General features: G+C 38.3%; 27 protein-coding genes. 2 read left to right on the plus strand and 25 right to left on the minus strand.

Going from position 1 to position 17,541, the window contains the following annotated elements:
- Positions 1–244: 244 nt before the first annotated feature.
- Positions 245–463, minus strand: coding sequence for a hypothetical protein (locus tag DPQ31_RS00370; protein WP_000901142.1), 219 nt, complete (start codon positions 461–463; stop codon positions 245–247).
- 184 nt (positions 464–647) lie between these two features.
- Between DPQ31_RS00370 and pdaB the strand changes: the two genes are divergently transcribed.
- Positions 648–1,412: a polysaccharide deacetylase family sporulation protein PdaB gene (gene pdaB / locus DPQ31_RS00375; protein WP_000464721.1), complete on the plus strand. Its 765-nt coding sequence runs from the start codon at positions 648–650 to the stop codon at positions 1,410–1,412.
- A gap of 128 nt (positions 1,413–1,540) precedes the next feature.
- Here pdaB and kbaA read toward each other — a convergent pair whose 3' ends face one another.
- Positions 1,541–2,152, minus strand: a complete 612-nt coding sequence (gene kbaA, locus DPQ31_RS00380) for a KinB signaling pathway activation protein KbaA (RefSeq protein ID WP_001088537.1) — start codon at positions 2,150–2,152, stop codon at positions 1,541–1,543.
- A gap of 139 nt (positions 2,153–2,291) precedes the next feature.
- On the opposite strand from kbaA, the gene gerD reads away from it, so the two are divergent.
- The gene (gerD, locus tag DPQ31_RS00385) at positions 2,292–2,909 is read left to right on the plus strand and encodes a spore germination lipoprotein GerD (protein WP_208731456.1); all 618 of its coding nucleotides are present in this window, start codon (positions 2,292–2,294) and stop codon (positions 2,907–2,909) included.
- A gap of 55 nt (positions 2,910–2,964) precedes the next feature.
- Here the strand turns inward: gerD and DPQ31_RS00390 are convergent, their stop codons facing one another.
- The 23 genes from DPQ31_RS00390 to rplF all read right to left on the minus strand — a co-directional run bounded on the left by DPQ31_RS00390 (position 2,965) and on the right by rplF (position 17,532).
- The gene (locus DPQ31_RS00390; protein ID WP_000256618.1) at positions 2,965–4,032 is read right to left on the minus strand and encodes an Mrp/NBP35 family ATP-binding protein; all 1,068 of its coding nucleotides are present in this window, start codon (positions 4,030–4,032) and stop codon (positions 2,965–2,967) included.
- Between the two features lie 143 nt (positions 4,033–4,175).
- A complete protein-coding gene (cwlD, locus tag DPQ31_RS00395) occupies positions 4,176–4,889 on the minus strand; it encodes an N-acetylmuramoyl-L-alanine amidase CwlD (protein WP_000822443.1) in 714 nt (237 codons plus the stop codon).
- A gap of 66 nt (positions 4,890–4,955) precedes the next feature.
- Positions 4,956–5,384: a DUF2521 family protein gene (locus DPQ31_RS00400; protein ID WP_001101001.1), complete on the minus strand. Its 429-nt coding sequence runs from the start codon at positions 5,382–5,384 to the stop codon at positions 4,956–4,958.
- Positions 5,385–5,546: 162 nt separating this feature from the next.
- Positions 5,547–5,939, minus strand: a complete 393-nt coding sequence (gene rpsI, locus DPQ31_RS00405; RefSeq protein WP_000079986.1) for a 30S ribosomal protein S9 — start codon at positions 5,937–5,939, stop codon at positions 5,547–5,549.
- A 21-nt stretch (positions 5,940–5,960) separates the two neighbouring features.
- Entirely contained in the window at positions 5,961–6,398 is a 438-nt protein-coding gene (gene rplM / locus DPQ31_RS00410) for a 50S ribosomal protein L13 (RefSeq protein WP_001260795.1), read from the minus strand.
- Between the two features lie 152 nt (positions 6,399–6,550).
- A complete protein-coding gene (gene truA, locus DPQ31_RS00415; protein WP_208731457.1) occupies positions 6,551–7,294 on the minus strand; it encodes a tRNA pseudouridine(38-40) synthase TruA in 744 nt (247 codons plus the stop codon).
- A 14-nt stretch (positions 7,295–7,308) separates the two neighbouring features.
- On the minus strand, positions 7,309–8,103 hold the full coding sequence (locus DPQ31_RS00420; protein ID WP_001186520.1) for an energy-coupling factor transporter transmembrane component T family protein: 795 nt from the start codon (positions 8,101–8,103) through the stop codon (positions 7,309–7,311).
- Positions 8,091–8,972 (minus strand): energy-coupling factor ABC transporter ATP-binding protein, encoded by an 882-nt coding sequence (locus DPQ31_RS00425; protein ID WP_000406524.1) that lies wholly within the window; start codon positions 8,970–8,972, stop codon positions 8,091–8,093. Before DPQ31_RS00425 ends, DPQ31_RS00420 begins: the two co-directional genes overlap by 13 nt.
- On the minus strand, positions 8,948–9,790 hold the full coding sequence (locus DPQ31_RS00430; RefSeq protein WP_000711788.1) for an energy-coupling factor ABC transporter ATP-binding protein: 843 nt from the start codon (positions 9,788–9,790) through the stop codon (positions 8,948–8,950). The genes DPQ31_RS00425 and DPQ31_RS00430 overlap by 25 nt, the downstream gene beginning before the upstream one ends.
- Before the next feature lie 103 nt (positions 9,791–9,893).
- Complete coding sequence (gene rplQ, locus DPQ31_RS00435; RefSeq protein ID WP_000331490.1) at positions 9,894–10,256, minus strand: 50S ribosomal protein L17; 363 nt, start codon at positions 10,254–10,256, stop codon at positions 9,894–9,896.
- A 35-nt stretch (positions 10,257–10,291) separates the two neighbouring features.
- On the minus strand, positions 10,292–11,236 hold the full coding sequence (locus DPQ31_RS00440; RefSeq protein ID WP_000569643.1) for a DNA-directed RNA polymerase subunit alpha: 945 nt from the start codon (positions 11,234–11,236) through the stop codon (positions 10,292–10,294).
- A 181-nt stretch (positions 11,237–11,417) separates the two neighbouring features.
- Positions 11,418–11,807: a 30S ribosomal protein S11 gene (gene rpsK, locus DPQ31_RS00445; RefSeq protein WP_000101797.1), complete on the minus strand. Its 390-nt coding sequence runs from the start codon at positions 11,805–11,807 to the stop codon at positions 11,418–11,420.
- 24 nt (positions 11,808–11,831) lie between these two features.
- Positions 11,832–12,197, minus strand: a complete 366-nt coding sequence (rpsM, locus tag DPQ31_RS00450; protein WP_000090793.1) for a 30S ribosomal protein S13 — start codon at positions 12,195–12,197, stop codon at positions 11,832–11,834.
- Between the two features lie 21 nt (positions 12,198–12,218).
- Positions 12,219–12,332 (minus strand): 50S ribosomal protein L36, encoded by a 114-nt coding sequence (gene rpmJ / locus DPQ31_RS00455; RefSeq protein WP_000868344.1) that lies wholly within the window; start codon positions 12,330–12,332, stop codon positions 12,219–12,221.
- Between the two features lie 35 nt (positions 12,333–12,367).
- Positions 12,368–12,586, minus strand: coding sequence for a translation initiation factor IF-1 (infA, locus tag DPQ31_RS00460; RefSeq protein WP_001029884.1), 219 nt, complete (start codon positions 12,584–12,586; stop codon positions 12,368–12,370).
- A gap of 68 nt (positions 12,587–12,654) precedes the next feature.
- Complete coding sequence (gene map, locus DPQ31_RS00465; RefSeq protein WP_000582534.1) at positions 12,655–13,401, minus strand: type I methionyl aminopeptidase; 747 nt, start codon at positions 13,399–13,401, stop codon at positions 12,655–12,657.
- The gene (locus tag DPQ31_RS00470; protein WP_001048990.1) at positions 13,401–14,051 is read right to left on the minus strand and encodes an adenylate kinase; all 651 of its coding nucleotides are present in this window, start codon (positions 14,049–14,051) and stop codon (positions 13,401–13,403) included. Before DPQ31_RS00470 ends, map begins: the two co-directional genes overlap by 1 nt.
- 54 nt (positions 14,052–14,105) lie before the next feature.
- Positions 14,106–15,407 (minus strand): preprotein translocase subunit SecY, encoded by a 1,302-nt coding sequence (secY, locus tag DPQ31_RS00475; RefSeq protein WP_000490120.1) that lies wholly within the window; start codon positions 15,405–15,407, stop codon positions 14,106–14,108.
- Entirely contained in the window at positions 15,407–15,847 is a 441-nt protein-coding gene (gene rplO, locus DPQ31_RS00480; RefSeq protein WP_000766083.1) for a 50S ribosomal protein L15, read from the minus strand. Before rplO ends, secY begins: the two co-directional genes overlap by 1 nt.
- A 33-nt stretch (positions 15,848–15,880) precedes the next feature.
- The gene (rpmD, locus tag DPQ31_RS00485; RefSeq protein WP_001085231.1) at positions 15,881–16,063 is read right to left on the minus strand and encodes a 50S ribosomal protein L30; all 183 of its coding nucleotides are present in this window, start codon (positions 16,061–16,063) and stop codon (positions 15,881–15,883) included.
- A gap of 13 nt (positions 16,064–16,076) precedes the next feature.
- Positions 16,077–16,577, minus strand: a complete 501-nt coding sequence (rpsE, locus tag DPQ31_RS00490; RefSeq protein WP_000554646.1) for a 30S ribosomal protein S5 — start codon at positions 16,575–16,577, stop codon at positions 16,077–16,079.
- A 21-nt stretch (positions 16,578–16,598) separates the two neighbouring features.
- Positions 16,599–16,961, minus strand: a complete 363-nt coding sequence (gene rplR, locus DPQ31_RS00495; protein WP_000628818.1) for a 50S ribosomal protein L18 — start codon at positions 16,959–16,961, stop codon at positions 16,599–16,601.
- 31 nt (positions 16,962–16,992) lie between these two features.
- Positions 16,993–17,532, minus strand: coding sequence for a 50S ribosomal protein L6 (gene rplF, locus DPQ31_RS00500; RefSeq protein WP_000086552.1), 540 nt, complete (start codon positions 17,530–17,532; stop codon positions 16,993–16,995).
- Positions 17,533–17,541 lie beyond the last annotated feature (9 nt).

Genomic DNA, 17,541 nt, shown 5'->3' on the forward strand with positions numbered 1-17,541 from the left:
GGATCAAACTCTCCAATAAAGTTAGTTTGTCTAGCATCTAAAAATAAAAATTGACGTTTCACGTTGTTTGTTTCGTTCAGTTTTCAAAGAACTACTTGGTCGCTCATTTGCGACTTCCTTATGTTAACATCTTCGTTTTTCGATGTCAACTAAGTTTTTCAATTTCTTTCTTGTCGTTTTCTGCGTTTCCGCATCAGCGACGTTTATTAATTTACCATATACTAATCATTAACGTCAACACTTTTTAATAAAAAATTCTTTTTCTTACATAACGAATACATTCTTCTGCGTTAGCAACTCTTCGAAATAAACAAAAAATGATTTTATATCTTTCTTCCATCGCTTTTTTTACAACCTCATGAATACGCTCATCTTCAAAATCAAATAAAAGTTCCTCTAACTCTCTCTTCAATATGTATTCCATTTCTTTTTTCTCTTCTTTCGTCAACATAAGCCCAAGCAAATCATCACCTCAATCATTCCTTACAGAGCAATACAAGTTCCGCTCATTTTTACTTATCAAAAACAAATCATCAAAATCCTATCATTCATTATATCCACCACTTACGATATTAATCCCTTGTTCTCTTTTTTATATTTAAAGCATATATGTAACTGAAAAGGATTGGACAAAGGGGCGTAATATTATGTTTTTCTTTTTTATTACGAGCAAAAGAACTTTTAAACACATTAGCTTAATAGTGATACTTTCCTTATTTACAGCATGGCTACTCTTTTTAAAAACATATTCACATGAATCTGCTTTTTCAACTGCTACAGGTCCTAAGGTAATTTACAAAGGAGATACTGCTAAAAAACAAGTTGCGTTCACGTTTGATATTAGTTGGGGAGACAAAAAAGCGATTCCAATCCTTGAGACACTCAAAGAAAGAGAAATTAAGAATGCAACCTTCTTCCTTTCTGCTGCATGGGCCGAAAGACACCCCGATATCGTCGAACGTATCATGAAAGATGGACATGAAATCGGTAGTATGGGTTATAATTACACGTCTTACACTTCTCTAGAGCCAAATGAAATAAGAAGAGATCTTTTACGAGCCCAAGATGTTTTTACGAAACTTGGCGTAAAACAAGTCAAGCTATTGCGTCCACCTAGTGGTGAATTCAACAAAGCAACTCTTAAAATCGCAGAATCGCTCGGATACACTGTCGTTCATTGGAGTAATAATTCAAATGATTGGAAAAATCCAGGTGTAAATACTATCGTTTCCACTGTCTCTAATAATTTGAAGGGTGGAGATATTGTCTTATTACACGCATCTGATTCTGCTCTTCAAACAAATAAAGCTTTACCGCTACTTCTACAAAAGTTAAAGAGTGACGGATATCAACAAATATCCGTATCACAACTCATTTCCAACACAAGTACGAAAAGTGAAGATGTGAAGTAGTTTCTTTTCTGCTACCCTTTACACATAAATAGCTCTATTACCTTATCGAAAGGTAATAGAGCTATTTCCATCTCACTATTTCTCGTAGTATAACTATCGCTGCGTAAAAATTCAAAAGTACTTTTCAATTAAGCAGCTTTACTCGTTTTTCCGATTAAACGATGTAATATAAGTAACTGATATGCATTACATAATAAAAGTGGTATAACCATTAAATATAACCAATCTGTATCATTAATCCTTAGTGCTGGCACCCATTCAAGAATTGTTACAACAACCATAAAGAACAGGGCAGGCACAAATGCTTTTTTATTTGTTTCTTTACTTTTTATATAAGCAACAATCGCTCCAAACACAAATAATATTCCAGCAACAAGTATGTTATTCCCTAATGAAACTTCTCCATTTGCAATGAGTACAGATCTTAAATACACAAAATCGAATAAAACGAATGCAATAAAGAAGAGCTGGACTACATTCCATAAAGATGACGATCGGAACATACCTAGTCCAAAACGATGAATCGTTAAATAGGCAAAGAACCCCATTTGACTTATAACACTAAAAATAAACCCTACACCCATCAACCAGAAAGAAACTGCTAGAATCTCCTTTACGTCGAAATTTTGAAAAAATTTATCGTACTTGTCCCACTCCAAAACAAACCCAATAATAACCGTGCTGACTCCACCAAGAAACAACGTCGTTAAAAATAGTCGTACCCACTTGCGGCTATTCACAACACATCCCCCATTATCCTTATATTTCTAATTAAATTGTATCAATGACAATTTCAAAAAGCTAGCCATGTTCATGTATAAATTCCTTAAAGATATTTATATTAAAAAGAGAGAACTGTGTTGAAAGGAGTTCCAACTTATGAAACGGATACTACTCGTTTTCGTTTCTTCTTTTCTACTTATTGCACTTGTAGCATGTGCACAAGGAAAAGAAACGAAATCCGAATTAGATTACGATCAAACAAAGAAAATGATTGTTGATATTTTAAAAACTGATCAAGGTAAGAAGGCCATTCAAGATGTATTAACTGATGAAAAAATGAAACAAGCACTCATACTAGATGAAACAGTAGTAAAGAAAACGATTGAAGATGCAATGGTATCCGACAAAGGGCAGCAATTCTGGGAAAAGCTCTTTAAAGACCCTGAGTTCTCATCGAAATTCGCTAAAAGTATGGGGAAAGAACAAACAAATTTAATGAAAACCTTACTAAAAGACCCTGAATACCAAGCAGGCGTTATAGAGATCATGCAAAACCCTGAAGTAGAAAAAATGATGTTGCAAACAATGAAGAGTAAAGAATACCGTCAATATTTACAACAAGTACTAACAGAAACTACTGAAAGCCCACTCTTCCAAGCTAAGATGATTGATATTATTAGTAAAGGTGTGCAAAAGGCTGAAAAAGGTGGATCTGATAAAAAAGATGCAGGTGGCGAAGGTGGCTCCCAAGGCGGGAGTAAGGAACAACAGTAAAAAATAATAACTATAATAGTGAGTGGACAATATATATCGTCCACTCATTATTATTTTATTTTTGCGCGACAGCTGTTTTATCAATTACTGTTTCAGCTATCGTGCGATAAATAATCCCCGTTGTATGCGTATCTTCATATACTGAAGGAGCGAAGTCTTCTTTATTCCAATCAGGTTGTTGAAGTGGAATGCGGCCTATTACATCTGTTTGTAATTCGGCAGCTAATTTATCTCCTCCACCTCTTCCAAATACATACTCCTTCTCACCAGTTACTTTACTTTCAAAATACGCCATATTTTCAACGACACCAAGAATACTGTGTTCAGTGCGCAAAGCCATCGCTCCAGCACGCGCTGCTACAAATGCCGCTGTTGGATGAGGCGTCGTTACTATAATCTCTTTACAAGCCGGCAACATGGAATGCAAGTCTAGCGCAACATCACCTGTACCTGGCGGTAAATCTAATACTAAGTAATCTAAATCACCCCATTCTACTTCTGTGAAGAAATGATTTAACATTTTCCCAAGCATAGGTCCTCTCCAAATAACCGGTGCATTATCTTCCACAAAGAATCCCATTGAGATTACTTTTACACCTAGACGCTCCACTGGGATTATTTTATCTCCTCTTACAATAGGACGTTTTTCTATCCCCATCATATCAGGTACACTAAAACCGTAAATATCCGCATCAATGATACCAACTTTTTTCCCTAGACGAGCTAAAGCAATGGCAAGGTTAACGGAGACTGTTGATTTTCCCACTCCACCTTTTCCACTCGCAACTGCTAAAAATGTCGTTTTTGAATTCGGTGACAATAAAGATTCAATTTGCTCTTCTTCTTGCGGTGGTACAAACTGAGCTAATTCCTCTTCTGTAAATTCTGCAAAACGAAGTCCAACTGTTGCTGCCCCAAGTTCCTTCACTAACTTTACGATGCCCGACTGCAACTGCATTTGTTCCGCAGTACCTGTTTTTACAATTGCAATTTTAACACTCACATGTTCCTTCTCCGGCTTGACTGTTACCTCTTTAATTGCATTTGTTTCTTTTAACGTTTTATGCAAAAACGGATCTACAATCCCTTCTAACGCTTCCACTACTTGCTCTTTCGTTACCATAATTAGCCCAGCCCCCTGTATGAAAAATAACGTAATGTTAATTGAATTTATCTCTCTTTATCCTTGAAATAAATGCGTTTACATTTTCAGTATAACATATTTTCCGAAAACTTCGTTAACGAGAGAAACTCAAAAAATCCCCCTTATTCTGGAGGATTTCCTTTTTCCGTGAAATAACGCAATATACCTCGATATACGGCAGCCGCTACCTTTTGCTGATATTTTTCCGAATTTAACATATACCTTTCGTTCACATTCGATAAAAATCCAGCTTCAATTAAAGCGCCTGGTGTTTTCGCATACTTTAATAAATACACATGAGAAATCGTTTTAGCAGAACGGTTCGTATTTTCTAAACTCGTTCTCAATTCAGCTTGTATAAACTTCGCAGCACGTTCATTTTCAGTTAAAGAACGATAGTAGAACGTTTGTGCTCCTTTAGAACCACTACTAGTTAATGCATTTAAATGAATACTTGCAAAGAAATCGACATCTGGCTTATTAATAATCTCCACACGTCTTCTTAAATCCTCTGCTTTACGTCTACTATACGACTTTGTATCTTTGTTAGCTAAATCATAATCTCCTTCACGTGTCAAAATAACTAATGCACCTTGCTCTTGCAAATAATCTTGCACTTTTTTTGTAATTTCAAGAGTTATGTCTTTTTCTATAATATCCTTTCCACCAACAGCTCCTCCGTCTGGTCCACCATGCCCTGCGTCTAATACAATTACTTTCCCTGATAAGGGTAAATTCCACGCTCGCCATGATTTTGTAATTTGAAATTCTTGTTTGACTAAAAAAAACAAAACAACCGCAGCGAGCGCAAAAGAGATAATTCGAATTCTCTTCATACCTTTCCTCCTCCAGCTAGTCCCTCTAATTACTTATATGGGACAAGAGGAAAGTTTATGCTTGTCTTAATGTAGCTTTAAACGATATCTTCTTTCACCTTTTTCATATCCTTCCTGCCACCACAATCCGATAAACTGCTGACAAGATTCAAAAAGTAATTCCTCATCTTTTAACTTAATTTCTCGTATAGTCATACTCGTTAAAAATTGAAATAGTGTTTCCGTTAATTGTTGCTCTTCTTCTAAAGCCCTATATTTCACATCAAAGAACGATTCGCCATAATAACCAAACTTACTGTATCTCGCTCCTAATAAATAAGATTCTATTCCTAGTTCAATACAGTAATCTTCATACTGACGATGAAGCTCTTGCATCTGAAAGGCATCACGAATATTTGAACGCAACGTTTTTAATGATAATTCTCGTAGCATCTTCCGCTCGTATTTTAATTGCTTTTCTTTTTGTTTTTCTTTTAAGCTGACAATGACATTCATAGTACTTATAAAACCTCCCTAATACGTATTAGTCTAAACTTCTAAAGAAGAAGCATACGCGGGACGGTAGCACTAAAATATTCCAAACTTCAAAAATAAATAAGAGGAATTAAACATAAAAAAACCCCAACCAAAATGGTTGAGGTTTGTAGTTCGCAAAAATTAACGTTTTGAGAACTGAGGTGCACGACGTGCGCCTTTAAGACCGTATTTTTTACGCTCTTTCATACGTGCGTCACGAGTTAATAGACCTGCACGTTTTAGTGTTAGACGGTATTCTGGATCAGCTTTTAATAAAGCGCGAGAAATACCGTGACGAATAGCACCAGCTTGACCAGTGTATCCACCACCATTTACGTTTACAAGTACATCGTAGTTACCTAAAGTTTCTGTTGCAACTAGAGGTTGTTTAACTACTTCACGTAATGCAGCAAATGGGATATAGTTTTCAAAATCACGACCGTTAATGATAACGCGTCCTTCGCCTGGAACTAGGCGTACGCGCGCTACTGAACTCTTACGACGTCCAGTGCCATAGTATTGAACCTGTGCCAAAGTAAGCCCTCCTTTAATTAATTATCCGCGAAGTTCGTAAACTTCTGGTTTTTGTGCTTGGTGTGGATGCTCTGCTCCAGCATACACGTTTAATTTCTTAGATACTTGACGTCCTAAACGTCCTTTTGGAAGCATCCCTTTAATTGCAAGCTCTAACATTTGTACAGGGTAGTTTGTACGCATTTCTAGAGCTGTTCTTTGCTTAAGTCCACCTGGGTGGTTAGTGTGACGGTAGTAAATTTTATCGTTTAATTTATTACCTGTTAAATGAATTTTCTCAGCGTTAATAATAATTACATGATCACCCGTGTCAACGTGTGGTGTAAATGTAGGTTTGTTTTTACCACGTAAAATGGATGCTACTTCAGTAGATAGGCGACCTAAAGTTTGACCTTCAGCATCAACCACATACCATTTACGCTCAACTTCGTTAGCTTTTGCCATAAAAGTCGTACGCATGTGTTTCCCTCCTCGTTATCTTTTCCATAGAAAAAATCTATTGTTTATCTTAAACACGATTTCCTTCCGGGGCTAATCGTGGTTTTAGAAACAATACCATATGTTATGATATACTTTTGAGTTTCTAATGTCAAGCAAATGTTACACCAGGATTAGTTGTTATAGTTTACTTGCCATAAGTAAAGTCCATGACCTGGAGCCATCTTTCCAGCAAACTGGCGATTTTGTTTTGCTAAAATCTCTGGAATGCTATCAGGATCAAGCTTTTCTTGCCCTATGTTAAGTAACGTACCAACAATAATTCTGACCATATTATATAAAAATCCATTACCTACAAAACGAAAAATTAATTCATCATCTTGCTCAATTAACTCGATTTCAAAAATTGTTCGCACTTTATCTTTTTTGTCAGTTTTTGCCGAACAAAAAGAAGTGAAATCATGCGTTCCAATAAAATAAGGAATCGCTTTTCTTATAGAGTTTATTTCAAGCGGATATGGATATTGATATACGTAATTTCTACGGAATACATCCGCAGTCTTTGATAATAATACACGATAACGATATTCTTTTCTCTCAACACCGTAACGTGCATGAAATTCTTCTGTTTTCTTCTCTACTTGCCTGATAACAATATCATCTGGCAACATTGTGTTTAAAGCATTACTCCATTGCCACTCTTCAAGAGACAAAGGTGTATCAAAGTGTATGACTTGTCCTTTCGCATGAACGGTAGAATCCGTTCTGCCTGATGCCTGAACACGAACAAGTTCACCCTTATGCAATTTCTGTAATGCCTTCTCTATTTCTTGTTGAACAGTACGATGCTGTGGTTGAATTTGGTAACCACAAAAATGCATGCCATCATATGCAACTGTACATTTTATTCTTTCCATCTTTCCGTTCTCCATTACAATCGCAACCATACTAAAATACAAGCTAGACAAAGTAAACTTATAATTGTTACTGTATCGCTCATTTTCCAGCGTAGTTGCCTAAATTTAGTTCGTCCTTCACCATTTCGATATCCACGTGCTTCCATCGCAATTGCTAAATCCTCAGCACGCTTAAAAGCACTAATAAAAAGTGGAACGAGTAGTGAAATAATTGCCTTCATCCTATCTTTTATCGGACCTCCAGCAAAATCAATACCACGTGACGCTTGTGCTTTCATAATTTTACTCGTTTCATCCATTAATGTCGGAATAAAACGAAGAGAAATAGACATCATTAATGCGATTTCATGAACAGGAACCTTTATACGCTTCAACGGCTTTAATAACGTCTCCAAACCATCTGTAATCTCAATAGGTGTCGTTGTTAACGTTAATAATGTCGTCATTAAAATAATAACAAAGAATCGTATAGAAATGTATATCCCTTGCTCTAATCCCTTTTCATGTATTGAAAACCAACCAAGCTGGAATAGTACATCCCCTTCTTTAGTTGTGAAGATATGCAGGAAAAATGTAAAAAGAAAAATCCATAAAATTGGTTTTAAGCCCGAAAGTACATAACGAATCGGCACTTTTGCAAAAAATAAAGCAATGAGTGCATATAAAAATAAAAATCCATATGAAATCGCATTATTTGCTAAGAAAACAACAAATACATATAAAAAGACAATCAACAGCTTCGTACGAGGATCAAGTTGATGAATGAGTGACTTACCTGGAATGTATCTCCCAATAATCAACTGCTGCATGATTCATGACCACCTTTTCGTAACACCTGTACAACTTCATGAGTAAGATCCTCTAAAGATAAGGTAGCCTTTGGAATTGAAATACCAAACTTCTCTTCAATTGCACGTTTATACTTTAAAGACATCGGAAGGTCCACACCAATTTGTTCTAGTTCATCAGCATGTGAAAATACTTCCTCTGCACTTCCTTGCAAAAAGACCGTTCCTTTATGCATGACCACAATTTGATCTGCATACTTAGCGGCATCCTCCATATTATGGGTAACAAGAATGACTGTAAGCCCCTGCTCCTTATGCAAACTATAAAACATCTCCATAAGCTCGTGCTGTCCTTTCGGATCAAGCCCCGCTGTAGGTTCATCTAATACAAGTACTTCGGGTTCCATCGCAAGTACGCCCGCTATTGCAACACGCCTCATTTGCCCACCGCTTAATTCAAACGGAGAACGTGCTAATAACTCTATATCCAATCCAACAAGCTGAATGGCATCTTTTGCCTTTTGCTTTGCCACTTCTTCAGATAAACCGAAATTAGTAGGCCCAAAACAAATATCTTTCTCCACTGTCTCTTCAAATAACTGATGTTCTGGGAACTGAAAGACAACCCCTACTTTTTTTCGTAGTGGCTTAAGCTTCTTCTCTTTCTTCCCTGCTGAAATTAAATGTTCACCAATTTGAACCGTACCATTTGTCGGCTGCAATAAACCATTTAAATGTTGAATCATCGTCGACTTACCTGAACCAGTATGACCGATAATGGCATAATAGCCTCCACTTGGAAACGACACGTCTACATCATAAAGCGCGCGTCTTTCAAATGGAGTTTTATATTGATAACGATGTTCTACTTTTTGGAATGTAATCTCCAAAGTTCGTTCACCAAACTTTCCATTGTAAGATGCGTATTTTGCAAAAGAATTTCACTTCTTTTTAATAATTCTGCTATTTTTACTGAAAAAGGTACATCTAACCCAATTTCTTGGAGCATATGAGAGGACTTGAAAATTTGCTTTGGGGTCCCTTCCTCTAATATTTCTCCCTTGTTTAAAATAATGACACGGTCTGACTGTGCCGCTTCTTCTAAATCGTGCGTAATTGATAATACGGTAATACCTTTTTGATTAACAAGCTGTCTAACCGTTTCTACTACTTCACGTCTCCCTTGAGGGTCTAACATTGACGTTGCTTCATCTAGTATTAAAATAGATGGCTGAAGTGCTAAAACACCTGCTATTGCAACTCGCTGCTTTTGCCCACCAGATAACGAATGGGGCTCATCATTAAGAAAATCTTCCATACGGACAAGTCGCAGGGCTTGTTCTAATCTTTCTACCATCTGTTCCCTTGGCATTCCGATATTTTCTAAGCCAAATACAACGTCATCTTGTACTGTCGTTCCAACAAATTGATTATCTGGATTTTGAAATACCATTCCAATTTGTTTTCGAACATCCCATACCGTTTCTTCTGATAAAACCATTGTATCATTTACAGTAATTGTCCCTGATTCCGGCAAAAACAAACCATTCAATAATTTTGCAAGTGTAGATTTACCTGAACCATTTTGTCCGATAACAGATACCCATTCTCCTTCATATAAGGAAAACGAAACATCTTTTAATGCATACGAGGCTGCCCCAGGATATTGAAATGATACATTTTCTGTCCGAAGTTTCTCTTTTTTCAATACAAGGCACCCTTTCCTTCGCCAAGTTAGCCTTTTTTATATTTAAAAAAAAAGGGCCATGACCAGTTACTTGAAAAGAACTGTCCTGCCCTTTTAATTATCATTATACTAACTCGATAATTACCATTGGTGCTGCGTCTCCGCGACGTGGACCAATTTTTGCAATACGAGTGTATCCGCCTTGGCGCTCAGCATAGCGTGGAGCTACATCAGCGAATAATTTTTGAAGTGCATCTTGACCAGTCTCAGCGTTAGCAACTTCATTGCGAATGAAAGCTGCTGCTTGACGACGAGCGTGAAGATCTCCGCGTTTACCTAAAGTGATCATTTTTTCCACTACAGAACGAAGTTCTTTTGCACGAGTTTCTGTCGTTTGGATGCGCTCGTTGATAATTAAATCAGTAGCTAAATCACGTAACATAGCTTTACGTTGCGCACTTGTACGGCCTAATTTTCTGTATGCCATTCGTAGTTCCCTCCTTTGTTGATGGGTTTAAATCCTCAGTCGTCTTTACGTAAACCTAAACCTAATTCCTCAAGTTTATGTTTAACTTCTTCTAAGGATTTACGTCCTAAGTTACGAACTTTCATCATATCTTCTTCTGTTTTGTTCGCAAGCTCTTGTACAGTATTAATTCCTGCACGTTTTAGGCAATTATAAGAACGAACAGAAAGATCTAGTTCTTCGATAGTCATCTCAAGAACTTTCTCTTTTTGATCTTCTTCCTTCTCGACCATAATCTCAGCATTTTGTGCTTCATCAGTTAAACCAACAAAGATATTTAAATGCTCAGTTAAGATTTTGGCCCCTAAAGAGATAGCTTCTTTTGGCCCGATGCTTCCATCCGTCCATACATCAAGCGTAAGCTTATCATAATTAGCCACTTGTCCGACACGTGTCTTTTCCACTTGGTAAGTTACACGTGATACTGGAGTATAAATAGAATCAATAGGAATTACTCCTATTGGTTGATCTTCGCTTTTATTTGCATCAGCTGGCGTATACCCACGGCCACGCTTTGCAGTTAAACGCACGCGGAAATGCGCATCCTTTGCTAACGTTGCAATGTGTAAATCTGGATTTAAGATTTCTACATCACTATCGTGAGTAATATCAGCAGCTGTGACAATACCTTCGCCCTGCACATCAATTTCCAACGTCTTCTCTTCTTCAGAGTAGATTTTAAGAGCTAACTTTTTCAAGTTTAAGATGATCGTCGTAACGTCTTCTACTACGCCCTCAACTGTTGAAAATTCATGTAATACGCCATCGATTTGGATAGCAGTAACAGCGGCACCAGGGAGTGAGGATAAAAGAATACGACGTAAGGAGTTACCCAAAGTAGTACCATATCCACGCTCAAGCGGTTCAATTACGAATTTACCATATTTAGCATCTTCGTTAAGTTCAACCGTTTCGATTTTCGGCTTTTCGATTTCAATCATTAACTAAACCCTCCTTCAAAACGTCGAAACCCCGGTTAAACAAAGGTATACCCCTTTGATTAACCGAAAGTCCCCCTTAGGCAGTTCCCGATTGTGCACAACAAGCGATGTTTCTGTACGAAATTTCTCGATAATGCATCATATCCATTATAGACAAAAGGGAAAATTCTATACAGAAAAATTACACACGACGACGTTTTGGTGGACGACATCCATTATGAGGAACTGGAGTAACATCTCTAATTGCTGTTACTTCTAGACCTGCAGCTTGAAGAGCACGAATTGCAGCTTCACGACCAGCACCAGGACCTTTAACAGTAACCTCTAAAGTTTTTAAACCGTGCTCCATTGCAACTTTAGCAGCAGCTTCAGCAGCCATTTGCGCAGCGAATGGAGTAGACTTACGAGATCCACGGAAACCAAGTGCACCAGCACTAGACCAAGAAAGTGCGTTACCATGAGTATCTGTAAGTGTTACGATTGTGTTGTTGAAAGTAGAACGAATATGAGCTATACCAGCTTCAATATTCTTTTTCACACGTTTTTTACGAGTGTTTGTTTTACGTGCCATTGTTAGTTCAACCTCCTTTACTTATTATTTCTTTTTATTTGCTACTGTACGACGTGGACCTTTACGTGTACGAGCATTGTTTTTAGAGTTTTGACCACGAACTGGTAAACCACGACGGTGACGAAGACCACGGTAAGAACCGATCTCCATTAGACGTTTAATGTTAAGAGATACTTCACGACGAAGGTCTCCCTCAACTTTAATGCTATCGATAACATCACGGATACGTCCTAGTTCGTCTTCCGTTAAATCACGAACTCGTGTTTCTGAAGAAATACCAGCTTCAGTAAGAATTTTTTCAGCAGTTGTGCGACCAATGCCGAATACGTAAGTTAAAGAAATAACAACGCGTTTGTCTCGAGGAATATCTACACCTGCGATACGTGCCATTCTGAATGCACCTCCTTCTGATTAACCTTGTTTTTGTTTATGTTTAGGGTTTTCACAAATAACCATTACTTTTCCACGTCTACGAATAACTTTACATTTTTCGCAGATTGGTTTAACTGACGGTCTTACTTTCATGTCTCGAACCTCCTTAAAGATTACGGAGTGCTATATTATTTAAAACGGTACGTAATACGACCACGATTTAAATCGTACGGAGATAATTCTACCGTAACTTTGTCTCCTGGTAAAATACGAATGAAGTTCATACGGATTTTACCAGAAACGTGAGCCAATACGACATGCCCATTCTCTAATTCTACTTTGAACATAGCATTTGGCAACGTTTCAAGAACGGTACCTTCGACTTCAATTACATCATCTTTAGCCATTCAATAGTTCTCCCTTCTTCAAATCAGTAACATTTTACACTGCTCTGAAATTCCGGAGAGCCAGCTACTTATAAAGTGGTAAGGATTTCGTATCCTGCTTCTGTAAGAGCAATCGTGTGCTCAAAATGGGCACACCATTTACCATCTACCGTTACCACTGTCCAGTCATCAGATAGTGTTTTTACATATCGTCTTCCTTGATTCACCATCGGCTCAACACAGATGACCATTCCCGGCTTTAATCTAGGGCCTCTATTTGGAGGACCATAGTGCGGGATTTGAGGGTCCTCATGTAAGTCTTGCCCGATTCCGTGACCAACATACTCCCTAACGATCGAGAATCCGTTCTCTTCAGCATGGGTTTGAACCGCATGTGAGATATTTGATAATCTTTCGCCTGGTTTTACTTGTTCTAAACCAAGATACAACGATTTTTCTGTGACATCAAGTAGCTTTTGAACAGATTCAGAAATGTTTCCAACTGGATACGTCCATGCAGAATCTCCATGGTACCCATTGTATTTCGCACCAATATCGATACTGATGATATCGCCCTCTTCGAGCTTTCGCTTCCCTGGAATTCCGTGTACAAGCTCTTCATTTACAGAAGCACATATGCTCCCCGGAAATCCGTTGTATCCTTTAAAAGATGGCGTAGCACCATATTTTTGAATCGTCTTTTCCGCTATTTGATCGAGCTCTTTCGTTGTAATTCCTGGAGTAATATGCTGTTTCAACTCTTGATGAGTTAAAGCAACGATCCTGCCAGCTTCTCGCATGATTTCTATCTCGCGAGGAGTTTTGCAGATGATCATTACGCTAAGCCTCCGATGAGAACATCGATATCAGCAAATACTTTATTGATGTCTTGCTCACCATTAATGCTTTGCAAGTAACCAAGCTCCTCATAGAAATCAAGCAAAGGTTTTGTTTGCTTAATATTTACATCTAAACGATTTGCTACAGTTTCTTCATTGTCATCAGAGCGTTGATATAAATCGCCACCACATTTATCGCACACATCAGCGTTTGCTGGTGGATTGAATTCTAAGTGGTAAGTCGCACCGCACTCTTTACAAATGCGACGGCCTGTAAGGCGTTTTAATAACAACCCTGAATCCACATTAATGTTTAAAACATAGTCGATTTTTTTGCCAAGATCTTTCATAATCTCTTCAAGAGCTGATGCTTGTGCAACAGTTCGTGGGAAACCATCTAATAAGAATCCTTTTACACAGTCTTCTTGACTTAAACGTTCACGAACGATTCCGATTGTAACTTCATCTGGAACAAGAGCACCTTTATCAATAAAAGATTTTGCTTGTAAACCCATTTCAGTTTCAGCCTTCATAGCTGCACGGAACATATCTCCTGTTGAGATGTGAGGGATGTTATACTTGGCAACAATCTGTTCGGCTTGTGTACCTTTACCAGCACCAGGAAGCCCCATTAAAATTAAGTTCATCCTTGTTCCCCCTCAGTACATGAGCATGTAGGGAAGACAAGCCTTCCCACTTACTCATTGCTTGATAAACCCTTTGTAATGGCGTTTTACCAGTTGGCTTTCTAGCTGCTTCATTGTTTCTAAAGCAACGCCGACAACGATTAACATACTCGTTCCACCGATCTGTGCAGATGGAGGAAGATTTCCCAATTTCGTAAAGATAACTGGTAAGATTGCAATCGCTGCTAGGAAAATTGATCCTACAAAGGTCAAACGATACAAGATTTTTGTTAAATATTGTTCCGTATTCTTACCCGGACGAATACCTGGAACATATCCACCTTGCTTATTTAGATTCTCTGACATTTGCTCTGGATTAACCTGAACAAATGCATAGAAATATGTGAAGGCTACAATGAGCGCAACATATATGATCATTCCCACTGGGTGAGAATAGTTAAAGTTTGCAATAATCCACTGCGATACATCATGTTTCGGGAAGAACTGTGCAATAGTTGGAGGTGTAATTAAGAATGAAACAGCAAAAATGACTGGAATAACACCCGCACTATTTACCTTAAGTGGTAAATGAGTGTTTTGTGCTCCAGCATGATTCCCATTCGCTCCTGTTACACGCTTCGCATATTGAATTGGGATCTTTCTAACAGCCTGTTGAATGAAAATAACACCAACAATAACCGCTAGCACAGCTAGTAAGATCAATACAACTTTAACGATACTCATGAACAATTGATCTCCGATATTTTGAAACTGTTGTTGATACACTTGAGATATAACACTTGGGATCGCTGCGGCAATACCACCAAAGATAAGGATGGAAATACCATTACCTACACCTTTAGCTGTAATCTGTTCACCTAACCACATTAAAAATGCAGTACCAGCAGTCAGTACCGTAGCAATGTATAAATAAGTGCTCCAACCAGGATTCAAAATTAATTGCCCACCTACCATACCGTTAAAACCGATTGACATACCAAACCCCTGAATAAACGCAAGAACAATTGTAAAGTAACGCGTGAATTGCGTTAGTTTACGACGGCCCATTTCACCTTGCTTCGACCATTCCGAAAATTTAGGAACAACATCCATCTGCAATAATTGCACGATGATGGATGCTGTAATATACGGCATGATTCCCATCGCGAAGATGGAGAAGTTTTTCAAGGCGCCACCGCCAAATGTATTTAGGATACCTAAGGCATTTAATTGATCTTGTGCTTTCAGTACGTCTCCATTTGTAAATGGCACTGGGATAAACGTGCCAATCCTGAATACGATTAACATCGCTAAAGTGAATAATATTTTACGTCTTATCTCAGCAACGCGCATAAAGTTGGAGATTGTACGAAACATTAGATCACCTCAACTGATCCGCCAGCTGCTTCAATTGCTTCTTTAGCACTTGAAGAGAACTTGTGCGCTTTAACAGTTAATTTTTTCTCTACTGCTCCGCTTGCAAGAATTTTAACACCGTCGTTTAACTTGCTGATAACGCCAGTTTCCAGCAATAATTCAGGTGTTACTTCTGTACCATCTTCAAAACGATTTAACGTTGATAAGTTTACAATAGTAAACTCTTTACGGTTAATGTTTGTGAAGCCGCGTTTTGGTAAACGACGGAATAATGGAGTTTGACCACCTTCGAAGCCAAGACGAACACCGCCACCAGAACGTGCGTTTTGTCCTTTATGACCTTTACCAGCAGTTTTACCGTTACCAGAACCGATACCACGACCGACACGGTTACGTACTTTACGAGAACCTTCTGCAGGTTTTAATTCATGAAGTTTCATTCCCAGGCACCTCCTTATATTAATGAGTTATCCTTAAGCTTCTTTTACAGTTATAAGGTGAGAAACTTTGTTGATCATACCAAGAATAGCAGGAGTTTCTTCCTTAACTACAGTTGAATTCAACTTTTTAAGACCTAAAGCTTCTACCGTCGCACGTTGATCTTGTGGACGACCAATTACACTACGAGTGAGGGTAATTTCTAACTTTTTCGCCATTTGTTTTCCCTCCTTAACCTAGTAGCTCTTCTACAGATTTACCGCGTAATTTTGCAACATCTTCAGCGCGCTTAAGTTCGCTTAATCCGTTCACAGTAGCGCGAATCATGTTGATTGGTGTGTTAGAACCAAGAGATTTCGAAAGAATATCTTGTACACCAGCTAATTCAAGTACCGCACGAACAGGTCCACCAGCAATAACACCAGTACCTTCAGCAGCAGGTTTTAAGAATACTTCACCAGCTCCAAAATGACCGTTGATTGTGTGTGGAATTGTTGTACCAACTAATGGTACAGCGATTAAGTTTTTCTTAGCGTCTTCGATAGCTTTGCGAATTGCGTCTGGTACCTCTTGTGCTTTACCAGTACCGAATCCAACATGACCGTTTTTATCGCCAACTACAACTAGTGCAGCAAAGCGGAAACGACGACCACCCTTAACAACTTTCGCGACACGATTTATCGTAACTACACGTTCTTCAAGTTCTAATTTACTTGGGTCAATGCGATGCATCAATTTTCCCTCCTTTGACCATTAAAATTGTAATCCAGCCTCACGAGCAGCTTCAGCTAGAGCTTTAACACGGCCATGGTATAAGTAACCACCGCGATCGAATACTACTTCTTTAACGCCTTTCTCTACAGCACGCTTAGCAACTGATTCTCCAACTTTCGTAGCAGCTTCAGTATTGCTAGTACCGTTAAGAGCAAGGTCTTTATCAAGAGTAGATGCACTTACTAACGTTACACCATTCACATCATCAATAACTTGAGCGTAAATATGTTGGTTAGAACGGAACACGTTTAAACGTGGACGTTCTGCAGTACCAGTAAGTTTAGCACGTACACGTGCATGTCTTTTCTTACGAGTCGCATTTTTATCAGCTTTAGTGATCATTCTTGTCACTCCTTTCTCTCACCTAACGGGTTTACTTAGCAGTTTTACCTTCTTTACGACGAACAACTTCGCCTTCGTAACGAATACCTTTACCTTTATATGGCTCAGGAGCACGTACAGCACGGATGTTAGCAGCAAATTCGCCAACACGTTGCTTGTCGATACCTTTAATTACGATTTTAGTTGGTGCAGGTACTTCAACTTCGATACCTGCTTCCGGAGTCATTTCTACTGGATGAGAATAACCTACGCTTAATACAAGTTTATCTCCTTGTTTTTGAGCACGGTAACCAACACCGACTAATTCAAGTCCGCGTGCGAAACCTGTAGTTACACCTTCAACCATGTTTCCGATTAAAGCACGAGTTGTACCGTGTAATGCACGGTGTTCCTTCTGTTCAGATGGACGCTCAACTGTTAGTGTATTTTCTTCAATTTTGATAGACATATCAGCATTGAATTTACGAGTTAATTCACCTTTAGGGCCTTTTACTGTTACAGTATTGTCTTCTGCAATTGTAATAGTAACACCTGCAGGGATTTCAAGAATCTTTTTACCAATACGAGACATGTGGTCACA

The sequence above is a fragment of the Bacillus sp. COPE52 genome (genome assembly GCF_003355115.1).
Classification (GTDB): Bacteria; Bacillota; Bacilli; order Bacillales; family Bacillaceae_G; genus Bacillus_A; species Bacillus_A toyonensis.